16 protein-coding genes are annotated in these 15,228 nt (G+C 69.7%); 6 read left to right on the top strand and 10 right to left on the bottom strand.

The window, feature by feature from the left end; all coding sequences use genetic code 11:
* Window positions 1-16: 16 nt before the first annotated feature.
* From G9C83_RS09265 to G9C83_RS09250, 4 genes are all read right to left on the bottom strand, one after another.
* On the bottom strand, window positions 17-610 hold the full coding sequence (locus tag G9C83_RS09265) for an alpha hydrolase (RefSeq protein ID WP_167245860.1): 594 nt from the start codon (window positions 608-610) through the stop codon (window positions 17-19).
* Window positions 611-613: 3 nt separating this feature from the next.
* The gene (locus G9C83_RS09260; RefSeq protein WP_167245859.1) at window positions 614-976 is read right to left on the bottom strand and encodes a DNA-binding protein; all 363 of its coding nucleotides are present in this window, start codon (window positions 974-976) and stop codon (window positions 614-616) included.
* A gap of 96 nt (window positions 977-1,072) precedes the next feature.
* A complete protein-coding gene (locus G9C83_RS09255) occupies window positions 1,073-1,528 on the bottom strand; it encodes a 30S ribosomal protein S19e (RefSeq protein ID WP_167245858.1) in 456 nt (151 codons plus the stop codon).
* A 37-nt stretch (window positions 1,529-1,565) separates the two neighbouring features.
* Window positions 1,566-2,585: a lysylphosphatidylglycerol synthase transmembrane domain-containing protein gene (locus G9C83_RS09250; protein WP_167245857.1), complete on the bottom strand. Its 1,020-nt coding sequence runs from the start codon at window positions 2,583-2,585 to the stop codon at window positions 1,566-1,568.
* A 102-nt stretch (window positions 2,586-2,687) separates the two neighbouring features.
* Between G9C83_RS09250 and thiL the strand changes: the two genes are divergently transcribed.
* Window positions 2,688-3,548 (top strand): thiamine-phosphate kinase, encoded by an 861-nt coding sequence (gene thiL / locus G9C83_RS09245; RefSeq protein WP_167245856.1) that lies wholly within the window; start codon window positions 2,688-2,690, stop codon window positions 3,546-3,548.
* Here thiL and G9C83_RS09240 read toward each other — a convergent pair.
* The 4 genes from G9C83_RS09240 to G9C83_RS09225 all read right to left on the bottom strand — a co-directional run bounded on the left by G9C83_RS09240 (window position 3,545) and on the right by G9C83_RS09225 (window position 6,353).
* Window positions 3,545-4,654, bottom strand: coding sequence for a site-2 protease family protein (locus G9C83_RS09240; RefSeq protein WP_167245855.1), 1,110 nt, complete (start codon window positions 4,652-4,654; stop codon window positions 3,545-3,547). The two genes, thiL and G9C83_RS09240, sit on opposite strands and share 4 nt — an antisense overlap.
* 103 nt (window positions 4,655-4,757) lie before the next feature.
* Window positions 4,758-5,012 (bottom strand): hypothetical protein, encoded by a 255-nt coding sequence (locus G9C83_RS09235; RefSeq protein WP_167245854.1) that lies wholly within the window; start codon window positions 5,010-5,012, stop codon window positions 4,758-4,760.
* Between the two features lie 268 nt (window positions 5,013-5,280).
* Complete coding sequence (locus G9C83_RS09230) at window positions 5,281-6,045, bottom strand: molybdopterin synthase (RefSeq protein ID WP_167245853.1); 765 nt, start codon at window positions 6,043-6,045, stop codon at window positions 5,281-5,283.
* Window positions 6,046-6,086: 41 nt separating this feature from the next.
* The gene (locus G9C83_RS09225) at window positions 6,087-6,353 is read right to left on the bottom strand and encodes a hypothetical protein (protein WP_167245852.1); all 267 of its coding nucleotides are present in this window, start codon (window positions 6,351-6,353) and stop codon (window positions 6,087-6,089) included.
* Between the two features lie 104 nt (window positions 6,354-6,457).
* Between G9C83_RS09225 and pyrH the strand changes: the two genes are divergently transcribed.
* Genes pyrH through G9C83_RS09210 form a run of 3 tightly spaced genes read left to right on the top strand, consistent with a single transcriptional unit; the run spans window position 6,458 to window position 10,679 of the window.
* Entirely contained in the window at window positions 6,458-7,183 is a 726-nt protein-coding gene (gene pyrH / locus G9C83_RS09220; protein ID WP_167245851.1) for a UMP kinase, read from the top strand.
* 1 nt (window position 7,184) lies between these two features.
* Window positions 7,185-8,831 (top strand): lysine--tRNA ligase, encoded by a 1,647-nt coding sequence (gene lysS, locus G9C83_RS09215; protein WP_167245850.1) that lies wholly within the window; start codon window positions 7,185-7,187, stop codon window positions 8,829-8,831.
* 54 nt (window positions 8,832-8,885) lie between these two features.
* Window positions 8,886-10,679, top strand: a complete 1,794-nt coding sequence (locus tag G9C83_RS09210; protein WP_167245849.1) for a site-2 protease family protein — start codon at window positions 8,886-8,888, stop codon at window positions 10,677-10,679.
* Between the two features lie 10 nt (window positions 10,680-10,689).
* On the opposite strand, the gene G9C83_RS09205 is transcribed toward G9C83_RS09210, so the two are convergent.
* Window positions 10,690-11,211 (bottom strand): PadR family transcriptional regulator, encoded by a 522-nt coding sequence (locus tag G9C83_RS09205; protein ID WP_167245848.1) that lies wholly within the window; start codon window positions 11,209-11,211, stop codon window positions 10,690-10,692.
* 230 nt (window positions 11,212-11,441) lie between these two features.
* Here G9C83_RS09205 and G9C83_RS09200 point away from each other — a divergent pair, with 230 nt between their 5' ends.
* Window positions 11,442-12,956 carry a heme-binding protein gene (locus G9C83_RS09200; RefSeq protein ID WP_167245847.1) on the top strand — a complete coding sequence of 505 codons (1,515 nt, stop codon included), beginning with the start codon at window positions 11,442-11,444 and terminating at the stop codon, window positions 12,954-12,956.
* A 134-nt stretch (window positions 12,957-13,090) separates the two neighbouring features.
* On the opposite strand, the gene G9C83_RS09195 is transcribed toward G9C83_RS09200, so the two are convergent.
* Window positions 13,091-14,149 (bottom strand): aldo/keto reductase, encoded by a 1,059-nt coding sequence (locus G9C83_RS09195; protein WP_167245846.1) that lies wholly within the window; start codon window positions 14,147-14,149, stop codon window positions 13,091-13,093.
* Window positions 14,150-14,313: 164 nt separating this feature from the next.
* Here G9C83_RS09195 and G9C83_RS09190 point away from each other — a divergent pair, with 164 nt between their 5' ends.
* Entirely contained in the window at window positions 14,314-15,225 is a 912-nt protein-coding gene (locus tag G9C83_RS09190; protein WP_167245845.1) for an acyltransferase, read from the top strand.
* Window positions 15,226-15,228 lie beyond the last annotated feature (3 nt).

Here is a 15,228-nt window from a genome sequence, read left to right as displayed (position 1 = left end):
GCCGCGGGCCGACGCGCTACTCGCGGAGGCCGTGGACGTACGTCTGGTCGTGGTCCGGGAACACCTCGCGGATGGCGTCCTCGCCGTGCTCCTCGCGGAGAATCGCGCGCAGCTCGGCCTCGTAGTCGGCGCGCGGAATCTCCTCGCTGGGCCCGACCTCGACGTCGAGTTCGGCGTCCACGAGGCGGTCGACGGCGCCGCGGCCGAACCCCGCGAGCGGGGAGAGGTAGTCGACGCCGTGGCGGTCTTCGAGGCTCTGGGCCTGCGCCCGCGAAACCGTCGGCACGCGGTCGTCGCGGCGCGTGCCGTCCGCGACGGCGTCGAAGTCGAGCGCGGCGACGGCCTCCAGCGCTTCCTCGTGGACGTGCTGGATGCCGTTACGTGGGTAGCCGTCCTCGCGCATCCGCTCGGCGGCCTCGTCGGCGACCTCGCGGTCGAGTTCGAGCGTCCGGAACTCGAAGCCCGCGGACTCGGCCGCACGCTCGGCGTGCTCGTGCTCGTCCGTGACGCCGAAGTGCGCAGTGACGAGCGTGACGTCGTAGAATCGCTCGACGAGCAGCGCCGCGAGCGTGGAGTCTTTCCCCCCGCTGTAGAGCAGCCCCAGCCGCATCGCCTACCTGCGGCTGATGTCGAAGCTCTGGGAGTCGGGCTTGAGCTCGCGGAGCAGCTCCTTCATCTGCTCCTCGTCGATCTGGTCCTGGAGGCGGCCGGACTGGGCGAGCGCGAGAATCTGCTGCTCGGCCTTCTCCGCGAACTCCGGCTTGCTCATCTTGATGGTGTTCAGGCGCTTGCGCGCGCCGTCCGTGAGGTGCTGGCGGAGCAGCGCCTGCTTCTGCTGTTCGGCCTGCTCGCGCTGGGCCTGCTGGGCCGCCTCGCGGCCCCCGCCCTGCTGCTGTTGCTGTTGCTGCTGCTTGAGCTGTTCTTTCTTCTGCTGGCGAAGCTCTTCGAGTCGTTCGTCGTCCGGGCTCCCACTCATGTTCGTGGGTAGTTAGGAGCGAATCCGGTTAATTGTAACGCAACGGGGTAGTAGCGCCGCGGCTACACCGACGAGAACAGCGAAGAAGCGGGAGCGTCAGGCGTAGCGTTCGAGCTCGGGCCGGTCGAGGTTCTCGATGACCTCGCCCGCGGTGTCGTCGAGGAGGCTGCGGCCCTCGGCGGTGACGACACGGCCGCGGTTGTGCTGCTGCTCGACGAGGTCCTCGTCCTCGAGCTGCTGGAGCGCGGTGCGGACGATGTTCCGGGAGCTGGACGTGCTGTCCGGCGGAGAGACACGGTAGCGGTTGGAGCCGTCGGTGGTGTCGCCGTAGGCGGTCGCGAGGCGCTTGACGCCGATGGGGCCTTCCATCGCGACCTTCCGGAGGATGCTGGCGGCGCGTCGCGCCCAGAAGTCCTCCTGTTCGGGCGGGAGTTCACGACCAACGCCGGTCTTCGCGAACTGCGCCCAGTCCGGTTCGTCGAGTCGATCTTCGAGCTCGCTCGCGAGCTCGTCGACGAGCTCGTCCACGGGAGCGTCGTAGAGGGTTGCCATTGGGCGGAATTCACGTCGGATTCGTTTAAAGCCATCGTTAGGGACTCGCTCGGTGTTCGAGCGCGACGGCGGCGACACCGCCCAGTGCCGTCGGTAGCCAGTACGTGGCCGCACGGAACACCAGTGCGACGGCGCCCGCGGCGCCCGGTGTGACGGCCGTCGCCGGGACGAGCACGGCGACGATGGCGAACTCGACGGCGCCCGTGCCGCCCGGCAGGGGCGTGGCGCTCGCGATTGTGGCGACGGGGACGACGACGAACGCGACAGCGGCCGGCGCAGCGTACCCGAGGCTGTACAGTGTCACCCACATCGTCCCGCAGAGGACCGCCCAGCCGGCGGTGGAGAACGCGCCAGCGGCGACGAGGCGACGGCGGCTGGTGGCGACGCGGCCGAGCGCGTCGAAGAAGTCGTCTACGCGCTCCCGGAGCTGGTCGCCGTCGGGCGGCGAGACCCCCGGTACGACGCGATCGAGCGCGGCGAGCACGGGTGTCAGCGTCCGGACGGCGGCGGCCCGGAGCCGCGCGCGGTAGCGCCACGCGCCGTAGAGCGCTGCCGGGACGCCGACAACGAGCGCGGCGACGACGGCGACGACGTACCAGAGCCCCTCGAAGACGGTGTACGAGGCCGCGTAGTACGCCAGCCCGAGCGAGGCGAACGTCAGCGACGGCACGAAGTTGAGCGCGTCGACGCTCGCGATTGCGGCGAGGCCGCGCTCGTAGTCGGCGCCGGTCGACCGCGAGATGAGGTACGCGCTGAACGGCTCGCCGCCGGCCTGTCCGAACGGCGTGACGTTGTTCGCGAACGCGGCGGCCGCGTACAGGAGCACAGCGGTACCGCGAGAGACCGGAACGCCGATCGCGGAGAGCACGGTGTACAGGCACAAGCCCCACGCGGCCAGCCAGCATGCGCCCGCGGCGGCGAGAACGACCGCCTCTCGCGGGTCGAGTAGGGAGAGGGTGCTAGCGACGTCGTCCACGCCGACGGCTGCGACGAGCACGGCGAGTACGAGCGCAGCCGCGAGGAAGCCGCCGACGCTCCGAGTGACGTCAGCGTCCATGCGGACGGCCCGAACGGGGACAGACGGGTAAACGCTCCGACTAAGGAGGAGACCGCGGCCCCAGTCGCGGCGTTTTTGCCGGCGGGCGCGAATCGTGTCTGCATGAACGAACGGGCGGCGCTGGACGTGGTCGGCGGCCTCGTCGACAGCGCCGGCGACGACGCCGCGGTCGTCGGCGACACGGCGTTCACCATCGACATGCTCCACGAGTCGACGGACTTCCCGGCGGGCACGACCAAGTACACGGCGGGCTGGCGGTCCGTCGGCGCGTCCCTCTCGGACGTCGCCGCGATGGGCGCGGCGGCGACGGCGGCGGTCGGCGTCTACGGCGCCCCCGACTTTGCGGAGGACGACCTGCGCGCGTACGTCGAGGGCGCGCTCGACGTCTGCGAGGCGGTCGGCGCGGAGTACGTCGGCGGCGACCTGGACGGCCACGACGAGTTCACGGTTGCGACGGCCGCCATCGGCCAGGCCGACGACCCGGTCTACCGGGACGGTGCGGCGCCCGGGGACAGCGTCGTCGTGACCGGGACCCTCGGCCGGACCGCAGCCGCCATGCGGCGGTTCGAGGCAGGCGACGTCGAGGCGGCCAACGAGCTGTTCCGGTTCACGCCGCGCGTGAGCTCGGGCCGCGCGCTCGCCGGGCACGCCACCGCGATGATGGACTCCAGCGACGGGCTCGCGCGCTCGCTCCACCAGCTCGCGGAGGCCAGCGGCTGCGGGTTCGCGGTCGACGGCGACGCCGTTCCGGTCGCGGACGAGCTCCGGGGAGCCGTCTCGGACCCGCTGGACACAGCCGTTTCGTACGGCGAGGACTTCGAACTCGTTGCCACTGTCCCGGCGGAAGTGGTCGAGGGAGTTCGAGCGGCATCTGACGTCCCCCTATCCGTGATTGGGGAGGTCACCGAGTCGGGGATAACGCTGGACGGCGAGCCGCTGGCGGACCGCGGCTGGACCCACTAGCCGACGATCTGGATGGGGACGGGCATGAAGCAGAGCGCGCCGAGCACGAACGCGAGCACGCCGACGGCGACGCGGCGCTTGTCCAGCGGCGAGTCGTCGACGGGGTCGACGTTACCCGCGAACGTGATGACCGTCGCGATGAGCCCCCACATCACCCAGATGCCGGCGGCGTTGCCGGCGTCGGAGACGAACCACTGGTAGCCCGCGAGCGCGAACAGCGCGGTGGGCACCAGCGGCGCGACGCGGTCGGCCTGGTCGCCGACCAGCGACCGGAGGACGTGGCCGCCGTCGAGCTGGCCGACCGGGATGAGGTTCAGGAACGTGATGAACATCCCGATCCAGCCGCCCATCACGACCGGGTTGATGGACCGCGACGGGTCGCTGTACGACAGCGGCTCGCCGAGCACGGCGGCGATGGCCTGCAGCAGCGGGGGGTAGGCGAACTGTACTTCGACGGCGTCCGCGGAGTTGGCGAGCTCCGGCGGCACCGTCACGGGCGGCAGCGCGAGCCCGATCGCGGAGACGAGGATTGCGGCGACGAGTCCGGCCAGCGGGCCGGCGACGCCGATGTCGAACAGGGCCTCGCGGTCGGGAATCCGGCCGCGCATCCGGATGACCGCGCCCATCGTGCCGAACAGCGACGGGAACGGGATGAAGTACGGGAGGGAGGCGTCGACGTCGTGGTAGCGGCTCATCGCGTAGTGGCCGAGCTCGTGGACGCCGAGCACGCCGACGACCGCGAGCATGAACGGGAGCGCCTGCACGACCGCCGGGGAGAACGGGTCGACGTAGTACCAGTTCGCGCCGACGAACAGCGTCGACGCGAGCGTCGCGACGAACAGCGCGATGTTCGTCCACGGGACGCCGCCGTCGTCGGCGTCGTGCGGTTCCGCGACGAGGACGACTTCGCCCGTGCGGCGCGCGAGCCGGACCTCGTAGCCGCGCTCGCGGAACGCCGGCCAGACGGTCTGCATGAGGGTCTCGCGGTCCGCGCCGGGGTCGCCGAAGTAGAGGATTCGGCCGTCCTCGCGACGTACCTCGTAGACGTCGAAGACGGACGCGAACGAGTCCGGGCTCGGGGCGCCGTCGGGCGGCTGGGCCGACATCGGCCGCCACTTACCGCTCCACGGGTTTAAGCACTTAGTCGGCGGCGCAGAACGAAGGGAGCGGCTGTTCTCAGGGCGGTGCGGGTGCGAGCGCGAGCGGGAGTTAGGCGGACTGGACGCGCCACGTGGTGGCGCTCGTGTACGACCACTTCTCGATGTCGAGGTCGGTCGCGGACTTCGAGAGCTTCACCATGAGCGCGCCGATCTCCTTCGGAGAGAGGTCGACGTCGTCGGCGATGAACTTGCTCTTGAAGTACACCTCGCCGTCGTCGGCCTTCTCGCGGAGGTACGCCTTCAGCCGCGTCTCCTTGTCCTGCGGTTCGTCGGCGTCGGTGGAGGGGGATTGGGTTGCGCTCATCTTCGGCTCACCCTACTGGCTGCGGGAGGTTATAAAGGGGTGAACGTTCGGGAAGATTCGTGCGAATTCACCGCCGGACCCATTTTGTCGGACGTTTCACGACTATTCGAGAGGTAGTTAGACGTTTTATCGAGTCCTTAGATACGTTATTTCGTTTCCTATTTCACGTACTTATCGTCGGACGAACGGCGGTCGTTTCGCGCGTGAGACGGCTGATTCGGCGGTGGTATCGCCCGTGAAACCGTCCGTCGTGGCGGCCGCGTGACGGCTACTCGGCCTCGTGCTTCCAGAACTCGTCCTCGACGGTGACCTCCTTCTTGAAGATCGGGACTTCCGCCTTGAGCCGGTCGATGCCGTCCTCGACGGCTTCGAAGGCCTCGCCGCGGTGACCGGCGAGCACTGCGACGAAGACGATGTCCTCGCCGGCGTCGATGCGGCCGACGCGGTGGTGGAGGCGGACGTCCAGAACGCCGTCGCGGGCTTCCAGTTCCTCGCGGATGACTGCGGTGCGCTCGGCGGCGACGCCCTCGTACTTCTCGAACGTGAGCGACTCCGTCCAGTCGTCGTCCTCGTCCTCGAGCGCTCGCACGCGGCCCGTGAACGTCGCGATGGCGCCCGAGTAGTCCGCCCGCGGCGACCGCTTCAGGTCGGCGACCAGCGAGGACAGCGTCTCGAACGGCTCCGCGGCCTCGACGGCGTCGACGGCGGCGTCGAGGTCGGGGTTCTCGGCGTCGACGCGGAGCGCGGGGTCGTCGACGGATGCGTCCCCGACGGCAATCTGGGGGACGCGGGCGTCCGGAAAGCCGACCAGCAGCGCGTAGTCGTGGTCCCGGGCGAGCTCGTCGAGCACGTCGTCCGTCGAGCGGTCGCTGCCCGCTCCCGTCCAGCCGTCGCCGACGACGTACGTCGTCCGCTCGGGGGCGTCCGTCTCGCCGGCCCGGACGACGCCGACGCGGCCGCGGTCGCCGAGGCGGTCGGCGAGCCGGTCCGCGACGGCGTCGGCGCCGTCGCCGACGATGCCGTGCAGTTGCATACTCGGACGTGGGGCGGCTCGCGGCTTGTAGGTGTCGCCAGCTATCGAGTTCGCCACCACCGCAGCGCGAACCACGCGCCGACCAGCAGCGTGATTCCCGAGACAGCGCCGAGTGCGTCGTCGTACGGCGGCGAGAGCAGGTCCGCGAGCTGGAGCAGCGAGAACGCCAGCCACGCGAGCGCGGCGGCGACGAGGACGAACGCCCGTGCGGACGGCAGCGACCCGAAGCGGTACCGCCACGCGACGACGAACAGGACGAGCAGCCACGCGATCGTCAGGACGACCGCCGGCTCGGTGACCGCGACCATGCCCGGTCGAGACGTCGCCGCGGGTTAACCGTTCGTCGCGCTCGCAGCCGCTGCAAGGGGAGTTGGCAACCCTTAAGGACGCAACAGGGTTACCACGCTGTAGTATGCGTGTCGTGGTTTCTATCGGCGGCAGTGTCCTCGCGCCCGACCTCGCCCACGGGCGGGTCGAGGAGCACGCCGCCGCCATCGAAGAACTCGCCGACGCCGGCTGCGAGATCGGAGCCGTCGTCGGCGGCGGGGGTGTCGCGCGGGACTACATCGGGGCTGCGCGGGAGCTCGGCGCGAACGAGATCGAGCTCGACGACATCGGCATCGACGTGACGCGGCTGAACGCCCGGCTGCTCATCGCGGCGCTCGACGGGATGGCCGCACCGAGCCCGGCGGAGGACTACGAGGGCGCGGGCGAGGCGATGCGCCGCGGCGACGTCGCCGTGATGGGCGGCGTGGTCGCCGGCCAGACGACGGACGCGGTCAGCGCCGCGCTCGCGGAGTACACGGACGCGGACCTGCTGCTGTACGCCACCAGCGTCCCGGGCGTGTTCTCCGCGGACCCGAACGAGGACGACGACGCCGAGCACTTCGAGCGGATGACCGCGGGCGAGCTCGTGGACATCATCGCGGACATCGAGATGAACGCGGGGTCGTCGGCGCCCGTCGACCTGCTCGCCGCGAAGCTCATCGAGCGCTCGGGCGTCCGCACCATCGTCCTCGACGGCACCGACCCCTCCCGCATCGTCGACGCCGTGCTGCGCGGCGAACACGACGGGACGGACGTCATCCCCGAGGGTACCGCCGACCAGATGACCTACTGGGCGGGCGGCGACGAGTAGCATGCGCGACGCCGACGACCCCTACATTCTCGGCGACGGCCACGGCTTCTGGGCGGACATCGCGGCGGACCGCGTCCTCGAACGCGACCCCGAGGAGCCCATCGTCATCAAGGGCGGCATCTCGCCCTCGGGCGTCCCGCACCTCGGGAACATGAACGAGATCGTCCGCGGCTACTTCGTCGCGGAAGTCCTCCGCGAGCGCGGTTACGAGGTGCGACAGCTGTTCACGAGCGACGACCGCGACCCGCTCCGGAAGCTCCCCCGGAAGCTCGCGGACCTCGACGGCGACCTCGTCGACCTCGGGGACGTGAACGCGGGCGCGCTCGGCCAGAACCTCGGCGCGCCGTACACCGCGATTCCGGACCCGTTCGGGTGCTGCGACTCGTACGGCGCGCACTTCTCGAACCTCATCGAGGAGTCCGCCGAACTCCTCGGCATCGACGTGGAGATGGTGTCGAACACGGACCTCTACGAGGACGGCGACCTCGAGGACGTCACGGCGTTCCTGCTGGAGAACCGGGAGACGGCCCGCGAAGTGCTCTCGGAGTACCAGGAGAAAGTCGACGCCGGCTACGTCCCGTTCCGCCCCATCTGTGAGGAGTGCGGGCACGTCACGGAGACCGACGCCGTCACCGACATCGACCTCGAGGAGGGCGTCGTGCACTACGAGTGCAGCGACGTGGAGGCCGGCGACCGCACCATCGAGGGCTGCGGCCACGAGGGCACCGCGAGCCTGCGCGACGGGAAGCTCCCGTGGCGCTTCGAGTGGCCCGCGCAGTGGCACGTGCTGGGCGTCGACTTCGAGCCGTTCGGGAAGGACCACGCGGAGGGGTCGTGGCCCTCCGGTACGGACGTCGCGCGGAACGTCCTCGGCGACGAGCCCCCGGTCCCGATGGTGTACGAGTGGTTCACGCTCGACGGCGAGCCCTTCTCCTCCTCGGCGGGCCACGTCGTCCTCGTGCAGGACGTCCTCCGGCTGCTCGGCCCCGAGGTCGTCCGGTTCTTCTTCAGCAAGGACCCCCAGCGCGCCCGGGACTTCTCCGTCGAACGCCTCGACCAGCTCGTCGACGAATTCGACCGCATGGAAGCCGTCTACTTCGGCGAAGTCGACGCAGACGAGGACGAACGCGAGCGCGCCGAACGCGTCTACCCGCTGCTCGTCGACGAACCCCGCGAGGAGCGCATCCGCATCCCGTACACGTTCGCGGCCGTCCTCGGGATGACCGACGACCCCGCGCTCCGCGAGGAGATCGCGCGCCGCGAGGGACACGTCCCCGAGGACGCCCCCGAGTGGGCGGTCGACGCCGCGCTCGAACGCGTCGAGCGCGCCCGCGAGTGGGCCCGACGCACGGACAACGAGTTCAACTACGACCTCAAGCGGACCGAGCTGCCCGACCACGACTTCGACGACGACACCGAGACCGCGCTCGACGAGCTCGCGGCGTTCCTCGAAGCCGAAGACCCGGACGGCGACGAACTCCAGGGCGAGATCTACGAGACGGCGAAGCGCCACGACGTCGACATCGGCGCGTTCTTCTCGGCCGGCTACCGGCTGTTCTTCGACGAGGACCAGGGTCCGAAGCTCGGGCCGTTCCTCGCGAAGCTCGACCGCGAGTTCGTGCTCGGCCGACTGCGCCGCGACCGCTGACCGCTCTCTCTCATACCCAACGGCTTTTGCCGCGCGACCCCTGAATCTCGCGTAATGGATATCTGGACGGTCCTCGCCGTCGCCCTGTTCGCGTACTGGGCGGCCGTGTCGTGGGCGAAAGCTCGGGACCTGCTGCCGTCGTTCGTCTCCGCGACCGGCCCGGTTCTCACCCTCCACACGAAGCGCGGGAAGCGGCTGCTAGAGCGAGCGGCCGCCCCGAAGCGGTTCTGGCGCGCGTGGGGGAACTTCGGGCTCGGCATCGCGCTCGTCGTCGCCGCCGGCACGCTGTTCATGCTCGTGACGTCGGCAGCACAGACGCTCGCGAACCCGCCCGCGCCGTCGGCGGTGAACCAGCCGCGGAACGCGCTCGTCATCCCCGGCGTCAGCGACTTCATGCCGCTGTCGGTCGCCCCCGAGATCGTCGTCGGGCTGTTCGTCGGGATGGTCGTCCACGAGTTCGGCCACGGCCTGCTCTGCTACGTCGAGGACATCGACGTGGACTCGATGGGCGCAGTGCTGCTCGCCGTGCTGCCGATCGGCGCGTTCGTCCAGCCGGACGAGGAGAGCCAGCGCCGCGCGGACCGCGGGTCCCGCGCCCGCATGTTCGCCGCGGGCGTGACGAACAACTTCCTCGTCGTCGTCCTCGCGTTCGCGCTGCTGTTCGGTCCGGTCGCGGGCGCGGTCGGCGTCGCCAGCGGCGGGCTCGTCGGCGACGTCTACGACGACTCCGCGGCCGCCGCCGCCGGCGTCGGCGCGGGCGACCGCGTCACCGAAGTGGCCGGCGCCCCCGTCGCGAACAACACGGAGTTCCAGCGGGCGCTCGACGACGCGCCGGGCCGCGAGGTCACCATGACGCTCGCGGGCGGCGAGCAGGTGACCGTCGACCGCCACCTGCTCGTCACCGCGCTCGCCGCGGACTCTCCCCTGGCGGAGTTCGGCACCGGGAGCGTCCTCTCGGAAGTGAACGACACCGAGGTGTACACCGAAGCGGAGCTCGAAGCCGCCGTCGAGGACCGGACGGTTGCGACGTTCGAAACGGCCAACGGCACGAGTGTCACCGCGCCCGCCGGCGCGTTCGTCACCGTCGTCCCCGACGGCCCCGCCGACGAGGACGGTCTGCCCGGCGGGGAGGACGTCATCGTGACGCGGCTGGCCGGCGAGCGAATCGCCACCGGAGGCGACATGCGTGACGCCCTCGACGCCCACGACCCCGGCGAGACGGTGACCGTCGAAGCGTACGTCAACGGCACCGCGGAGTCCTACGAAGTCACGCTCGGCGAGCAGGACGACGGGTCGAGCTACTTCGGCGGCGCCATCGCCCCCGGCGTCAGCGGCCTCACCGCGTCCGGGTTCGGCGCACAGCTCTACCCCGCGGAGGCGTTCCTCTCGCTGGCCTCCGGGAACGTCGACGGCGGCACCGGGCTCGGTCTGCTGCTCGGCGGCGCCGCAAGCGGCCTCGTCGGGTTCCTGCAGGGCATCGCCGCCGCGCTGTTCCTCCCGCTGTTGAGCATCATCGACCCCACGCTCGCGTTCAACTTCCCCGGGTTCGCCGGCGTCAACGAGAACTTCTACGTCGTCTCCGGGGCCCTACCGGAGAGCGCCGTGTTCGTGACCGCGAACGTCCTGCTGTGGACCGGGTGGATCAACCTCAACCTCGCGTTCTTCAACTGCATCCCCGCGTTCCCGCTGGACGGCGGCCACCTGCTGCGGACGGTCGCGGAGGCGTTCACCGCCCGCCTCCCGATTGACGACCGGCAGGCCGTCACCCGCGCCATCACCACGAGCATCGGGCTCACGATGCTCGCGGCGCTCGTCATCATGTTCTTCGGACCGCAGCTACTGAGCTAGGCGGGAGCGGCTACTCGTCGAGGCCCATCCGCTCGGCGAACTCCTCTGGCGTGTCCGGCACGCGCTCGAAGTCCTCGAAGTAGTACTCGTGGTGGCGGATGAGCTGCTCGGCGATCCACGCCGAGAACGCCTCGTCGAAGCGCCACCCCTCGCCCTCCTCGGGGTTCTCCACGCCGAACCGCTCGTCGGTCGCCAGCACCGCGAACACGTGGTAGAACCCCAGGATGACGTCGGTCACGTCGTCCGCCGTGCCGCCGACCTCCGAGCGCTTCTCCGCGAGCTCCTCGCGGCCAGCGTCCGTGATCTCGAAGTACTTGCGGTCGGGCTCGTCCTCGACCTCGATTCGCTCGGCGTACCCCTCGTCCTCGAACTTGTACAGAATCGGGTACACCGAGCCGTACGAGGGCTCCCAGTGTCCGCCGCTCAGGTCCTCGATCTCCTTCAGAATCTCGTACCCGTACCGGGGTTGCTCTTCGAGCAGTTCCAGCACCAGATACGAGACGAGTCCCTTCGGCGGACCGCTCTTACGCATTCGGCCACAGGTTTCGCTGTTCGGCGGGAAAGCGTTTCGGTCGCGGCGACGAGGTCGGTTTCGGCGTATCTGTTCACCCGGGTGATTTCGTCGCGGACGCGTCTTCGAAAGCCCCGCCGCCCCTCTCGTCTACCCGCTACCGGCTGGTCGATCGGCTACCGCGGGCTGTTATCGTCCGCTGGCGCGGCTCGTTAGGAAAACCCTTCTACGGCGAATCCCAACAGCCGAACATGGTAGACGCGCCGCAGACGGAGGAGGGCTGGTTCGCACTCCACGACTTCCGCACCGTGGACTGGGACGCGTGGCGGGACGCCCCCGAGCGCGACCGCGAGAGCGCGCTGGCGGAGGCCGAGTCGTTCCTCGAACACCGCGAGGCGCTCGCGGACGCGGACGAGGGCGACTCCGCGGTGTTCTCGATCACCGGCCACAAGGCCGACCTCCTGTTCGTGCACTTCCGGGAGAGCCTCGACGAACTCGACCGCATCGAGCGCCAGTTCGAGGGGACGACGTTCGCGGAGTACACCGAGCAGTCCTACTCGTACGTCTCCGTCACGGAGATTTCGGGCTACACGAGCCCCGAGTACTTCGAGGATCCCGACAGCGTCGACGAGGGGCTCCGGAACTACATGGAGGGGAAGCTCACGCCCGAGATCCCCGAGGACACGTACGTCTCCTTCTACCCGATGAGCAAGCGCCGCCAGCCCGAGCAGAACTGGTACGACCTCTCCTTCGAGGAGCGCGCCGAGCTCATGGCGGGCCACGGCGAGGTCGGCAAGCAGTACGCCGGCAAAATCAGTCAGGTCATCGCGTCCTCGGTCGGCCTCGACGACTGGGAGTGGGGCGTGACGCTGTTCGCGGACGACCTCACGGACGTCAAGGACATCGTCTACGAGATGCGCTTCGACCCCGCGTCCTCGAAGTACGGCGAGTTCGGCGACTTCTACGTCGGCCGCCGCTTCCCGCCCGAAGACCTCTCGGCGTACATGGCCGGCGAGGAAGTCCCCGCGCCCGAGGACGCCCACCACGACCACGGCGAGAGCGAGCACTCCCACGGCAGAGGCGGCCACGGTGACGGGCACAGCCACGGAGACAGCGACGGCCACCACGACCACGGCGGCGACGAGGACAGCGAGAGCATCCGCGGCGAACTCGAAGACCTCGACATCTACGCCGGCCAGCCCCACGGCGAGGACGTCTACGCGACCGTCCTCTACTCCGAGGCCGACGTCGACGAGCTGTTCGAGGAAGTCGAGGGGCTCCGCGAGAACTTCGACCACTACGGCACCCACGTCAAGACCGCCGTCTACGACGGCCGCAAGACCGACCGCGCCGCCGTCGTCTCCATCTGGGACACCGCCAGCGCCGCCGACACCGCCGCCGGCTTCCTCTCCGAACTCCCCGACGTCGTCTCCCGCGAGGGCCAGGGGCCCTCGGAAGGCGCGAGCCGCGTCGGCGAGGAGTCCGGCTTCGGCACCATGGGCATGTTCTACGAGACCAAGCCCGAGCACACCGACGACTTCGTCGAGAAGTTCGACACCGTCGCCGACGTCCTCGCGGACATGGACGGCCACTTCGAGACCGACCTCATGGTGAACGTCGAAGACGACGACGACATGTTCATCGCCAGCCAGTGGGCCTCCAAGGAGGACGCCATGAGCTTCTTCCGCAGCGACGACTTCGCCGACACCGTCGACTGGGGCCGCGACGTCCTCGCCGACCGCCCGCGGCACGTCTTCCTAGCCTAAATTTTCGAAGGAGGTGCGCGGAGCGCACCCCCTTCCAAAAAGTCAGATAAAAAGGCCGCGCTCACTCGCTCCACTCGTTCGCGCGGTGAAACCCTCGCTCCGCTCGGGTATGCTTCTCCCGACAGCCGTCCGGCTCAGTCAGCAGAACCGATGAGGCCGGCGTCCTGGAGGTCCTCGCCGTCGACGCTCGTGCGGTAGTCCTCGTGGCTCATGCCGTCGAAGCGGTCGACGCCGAAGTTGTCCTCGTAGAGGTCGGCGACGCGCCGTTGCTCCTCGTCGCTGAGCGCGGGCGTTTCCGGCGTGGCCGCCCACTCGTCGACGTCGGCCTTCGAGCGGAACGTCGGCGTGACGGTCGCGACCTCGTCGAAGCTCAGGAGCCACTGGATAGCCGCCTGTCCCATCGTGCGCTCGCCGTCGCGCTCCAAGAAGCGCAGCGTGTCGACCTTCTCCCAGCCCGTCTCGTACCACTCGTCCGGGCGGAAGCCGCGGTGGTCGCCCTCGCCGAGCTCCGTGTCCGGGGTGACCTGCTCGTTCAGGAGGCCCGAGGAGTGCGGGACGCGCGGAATCAGGGACGTGGCGGCGTCCTGCTCGCGGACGTACTCCACGAAGTGGCTGTGGACGTCCTGTTCGAGCACGTTCCCGACGTACTGGACCGAGTCGAACGCCTCCTCGATGGCCTTCTCGCCCTCCGCGAGCCAGCCGATGGACGGGCCGAGCGCGACGCCGATGGCGTCCGCCGTGCCGTCCTCGCGGAGCTCGTCCAGCAGTTCGAGGACGTCCGGCGTGAGCTCGCCGACGTCCGGGTTGTGGAGCTGGAGCACGTCGACGTGGTCGACGCCGAGGCGGTCGAGGCTCTGCTCGACGGCGTCCCGGAGGTACTCCACGTCCATCTCCTTCGGGAGCTCGCCGTGGCCCGCCTGCGGGTTGTTGTAGAAGTCGTAGCCGACCTTCGTCGCGACGGTCATCTCGTCGCCGCGCTCGGCGAGCACCTCCCCGAGGAGCTCCTCGCTGCGGCCGTGGCCGTAGACGTCGCCCGTGTCGAAGTACGTGATGCCCTGGTCGAGGGCGTACTCCACCATCTCGAGGGCGTCGTCCTCGTCGCGGTCCCCCCACCAGTCGGTGCCGACGACCCACGCGCCGAATCCGACTTCGCTGACTTCGACCCCGGAGTTCCCGAGTTCGCGGTGTTGCATACCCCGGAGTTAGAACGACTGGCACTTAGCGGGTGTGGTTCCGGTGGCAACTCCAGAGAGACGAGGGCAACGGTTATACCGGCTCGCGGGCGGATTCCGCGGCGGTTCCGGGGCTCCACGTCGGGACGGAAACCACTATCAGTGCTGGCGGCCGAGGATGGGGTATGACCAAGCGCCACGTCTCCCTCCCGGACGGCGCGGAGGCGACCCTCCGCGGGTTCGTCTCGGAGGTAGACGACCGACTCGCGGCCGCGAGCGAACCCGACGAGCTCGCGGACGCCGTCACGGAGACGCTCGTGGACCTCAACGGCGCCCGGGACGCCTACGAGAGCTGGCAGAACGACGGCGACGTGTCGCCGACGGCGGCCGCGCGGCTCGCGAACTTCGACCCGCGGAACGCCACCCTCGAGTCCGAGTACTACGCCGAGAAGGACGAGGACGCGTTCGCGCGCTCGAAGCCCCTCCAGTGGCTGTGGCGGCAGTTCGACAACACGCCGCTGGCGGACAACGTGGAGTTCGCGCTGCGCTTCCGCCGGATGCTCGCCGGCCACCTCTTCGAGAGCGTCGGCGACGGCGTCCGGCTGTTCAAAGGCATCTCGATGACGTACGGTCACAACATCGAGATGGGGGACAACGTCGTCGTCCACGACGACGTTCACCTCGACGACCGCGGCGACCTCGACGTCGGTGACCGCGCGAGCATCAGCGACGGCGTCCACATCTACACGCACGACCACGACGTCGTCGACCAGACCGAAGTCGAGAACTACCACACCGTCATCGACGACGACGCCCGCGTCACGCAGGGCGCGCTCGTCCGCGCCGGCGTCCGCGTCGGCGAGAACGCCGTCGTCGGGTCGCGGGCGGTCGTCCAGAACGACGTCCCCGACCACCACATCGCGGTCGGGATGCCCGCCAAGAGCATCAAGATCAAGCCCGGCTGGGAGTCCGTCGCCGAACCGGTCGAGGACGCGGGCGTGAACCGGCAAGCCGAGCGCCGCCTCGACGACGAAGTCCCCGACGACATCGACGTCTTCGACGAGTTCCAGCGCGACCGCAGCCCGCCAGACGCGTGACTG

The organism is Halobacterium sp. R2-5, assembly GCF_011734195.1.
Classification (GTDB): Archaea; Halobacteriota; Halobacteria; order Halobacteriales; family Halobacteriaceae; genus Halobacterium.
This window is presented reverse-complemented; position numbering and strand designations above follow the sequence as displayed.

Excerpts from the sequence above, each read along its gene's own strand:
- G9C83_RS09265 (WP_167245860.1), bottom strand. The coding sequence starts at position 610 with ATGCGGCTGGGGCTGCTCTACAGCGGGGGGAAAGACTCCACGCTCGCG.
- G9C83_RS09260 (WP_167245859.1), bottom strand. The coding sequence starts at position 976 with ATGAGTGGGAGCCCGGACGACGAACGACTCGAAGAGCTTCGCCAGCAG.
- G9C83_RS09255 (WP_167245858.1), bottom strand. The coding sequence starts at position 1,528 with ATGGCAACCCTCTACGACGCTCCCGTGGACGAGCTCGTCGACGAGCTC.
- G9C83_RS09250 (WP_167245857.1), bottom strand. The coding sequence starts at position 2,585 with ATGGACGCTGACGTCACTCGGAGCGTCGGCGGCTTCCTCGCGGCTGCG.
- thiL (WP_167245856.1), top strand. The coding sequence starts at position 2,688 with ATGAACGAACGGGCGGCGCTGGACGTGGTCGGCGGCCTCGTCGACAGC.
- G9C83_RS09240 (WP_167245855.1), bottom strand. The coding sequence starts at position 4,654 with ATGTCGGCCCAGCCGCCCGACGGCGCCCCGAGCCCGGACTCGTTCGCG.
- G9C83_RS09235 (WP_167245854.1), bottom strand. The coding sequence starts at position 5,012 with ATGAGCGCAACCCAATCCCCCTCCACCGACGCCGACGAACCGCAGGAC.
- G9C83_RS09230 (WP_167245853.1), bottom strand. The coding sequence starts at position 6,045 with ATGCAACTGCACGGCATCGTCGGCGACGGCGCCGACGCCGTCGCGGAC.
- G9C83_RS09225 (WP_167245852.1), bottom strand. The coding sequence starts at position 6,353 with ATGGTCGCGGTCACCGAGCCGGCGGTCGTCCTGACGATCGCGTGGCTG.
- pyrH (WP_167245851.1), top strand. The coding sequence starts at position 6,458 with ATGCGTGTCGTGGTTTCTATCGGCGGCAGTGTCCTCGCGCCCGACCTC.
- lysS (WP_167245850.1), top strand. The coding sequence starts at position 7,185 with ATGCGCGACGCCGACGACCCCTACATTCTCGGCGACGGCCACGGCTTC.
- G9C83_RS09210 (WP_167245849.1), top strand. The coding sequence starts at position 8,886 with ATGGATATCTGGACGGTCCTCGCCGTCGCCCTGTTCGCGTACTGGGCG.
- G9C83_RS09205 (WP_167245848.1), bottom strand. The coding sequence starts at position 11,211 with ATGCGTAAGAGCGGTCCGCCGAAGGGACTCGTCTCGTATCTGGTGCTG.
- G9C83_RS09200 (WP_167245847.1), top strand. The coding sequence starts at position 11,442 with ATGGTAGACGCGCCGCAGACGGAGGAGGGCTGGTTCGCACTCCACGAC.
- G9C83_RS09195 (WP_167245846.1), bottom strand. The coding sequence starts at position 14,149 with ATGCAACACCGCGAACTCGGGAACTCCGGGGTCGAAGTCAGCGAAGTC.
- G9C83_RS09190 (WP_167245845.1), top strand. The coding sequence starts at position 14,314 with ATGACCAAGCGCCACGTCTCCCTCCCGGACGGCGCGGAGGCGACCCTC.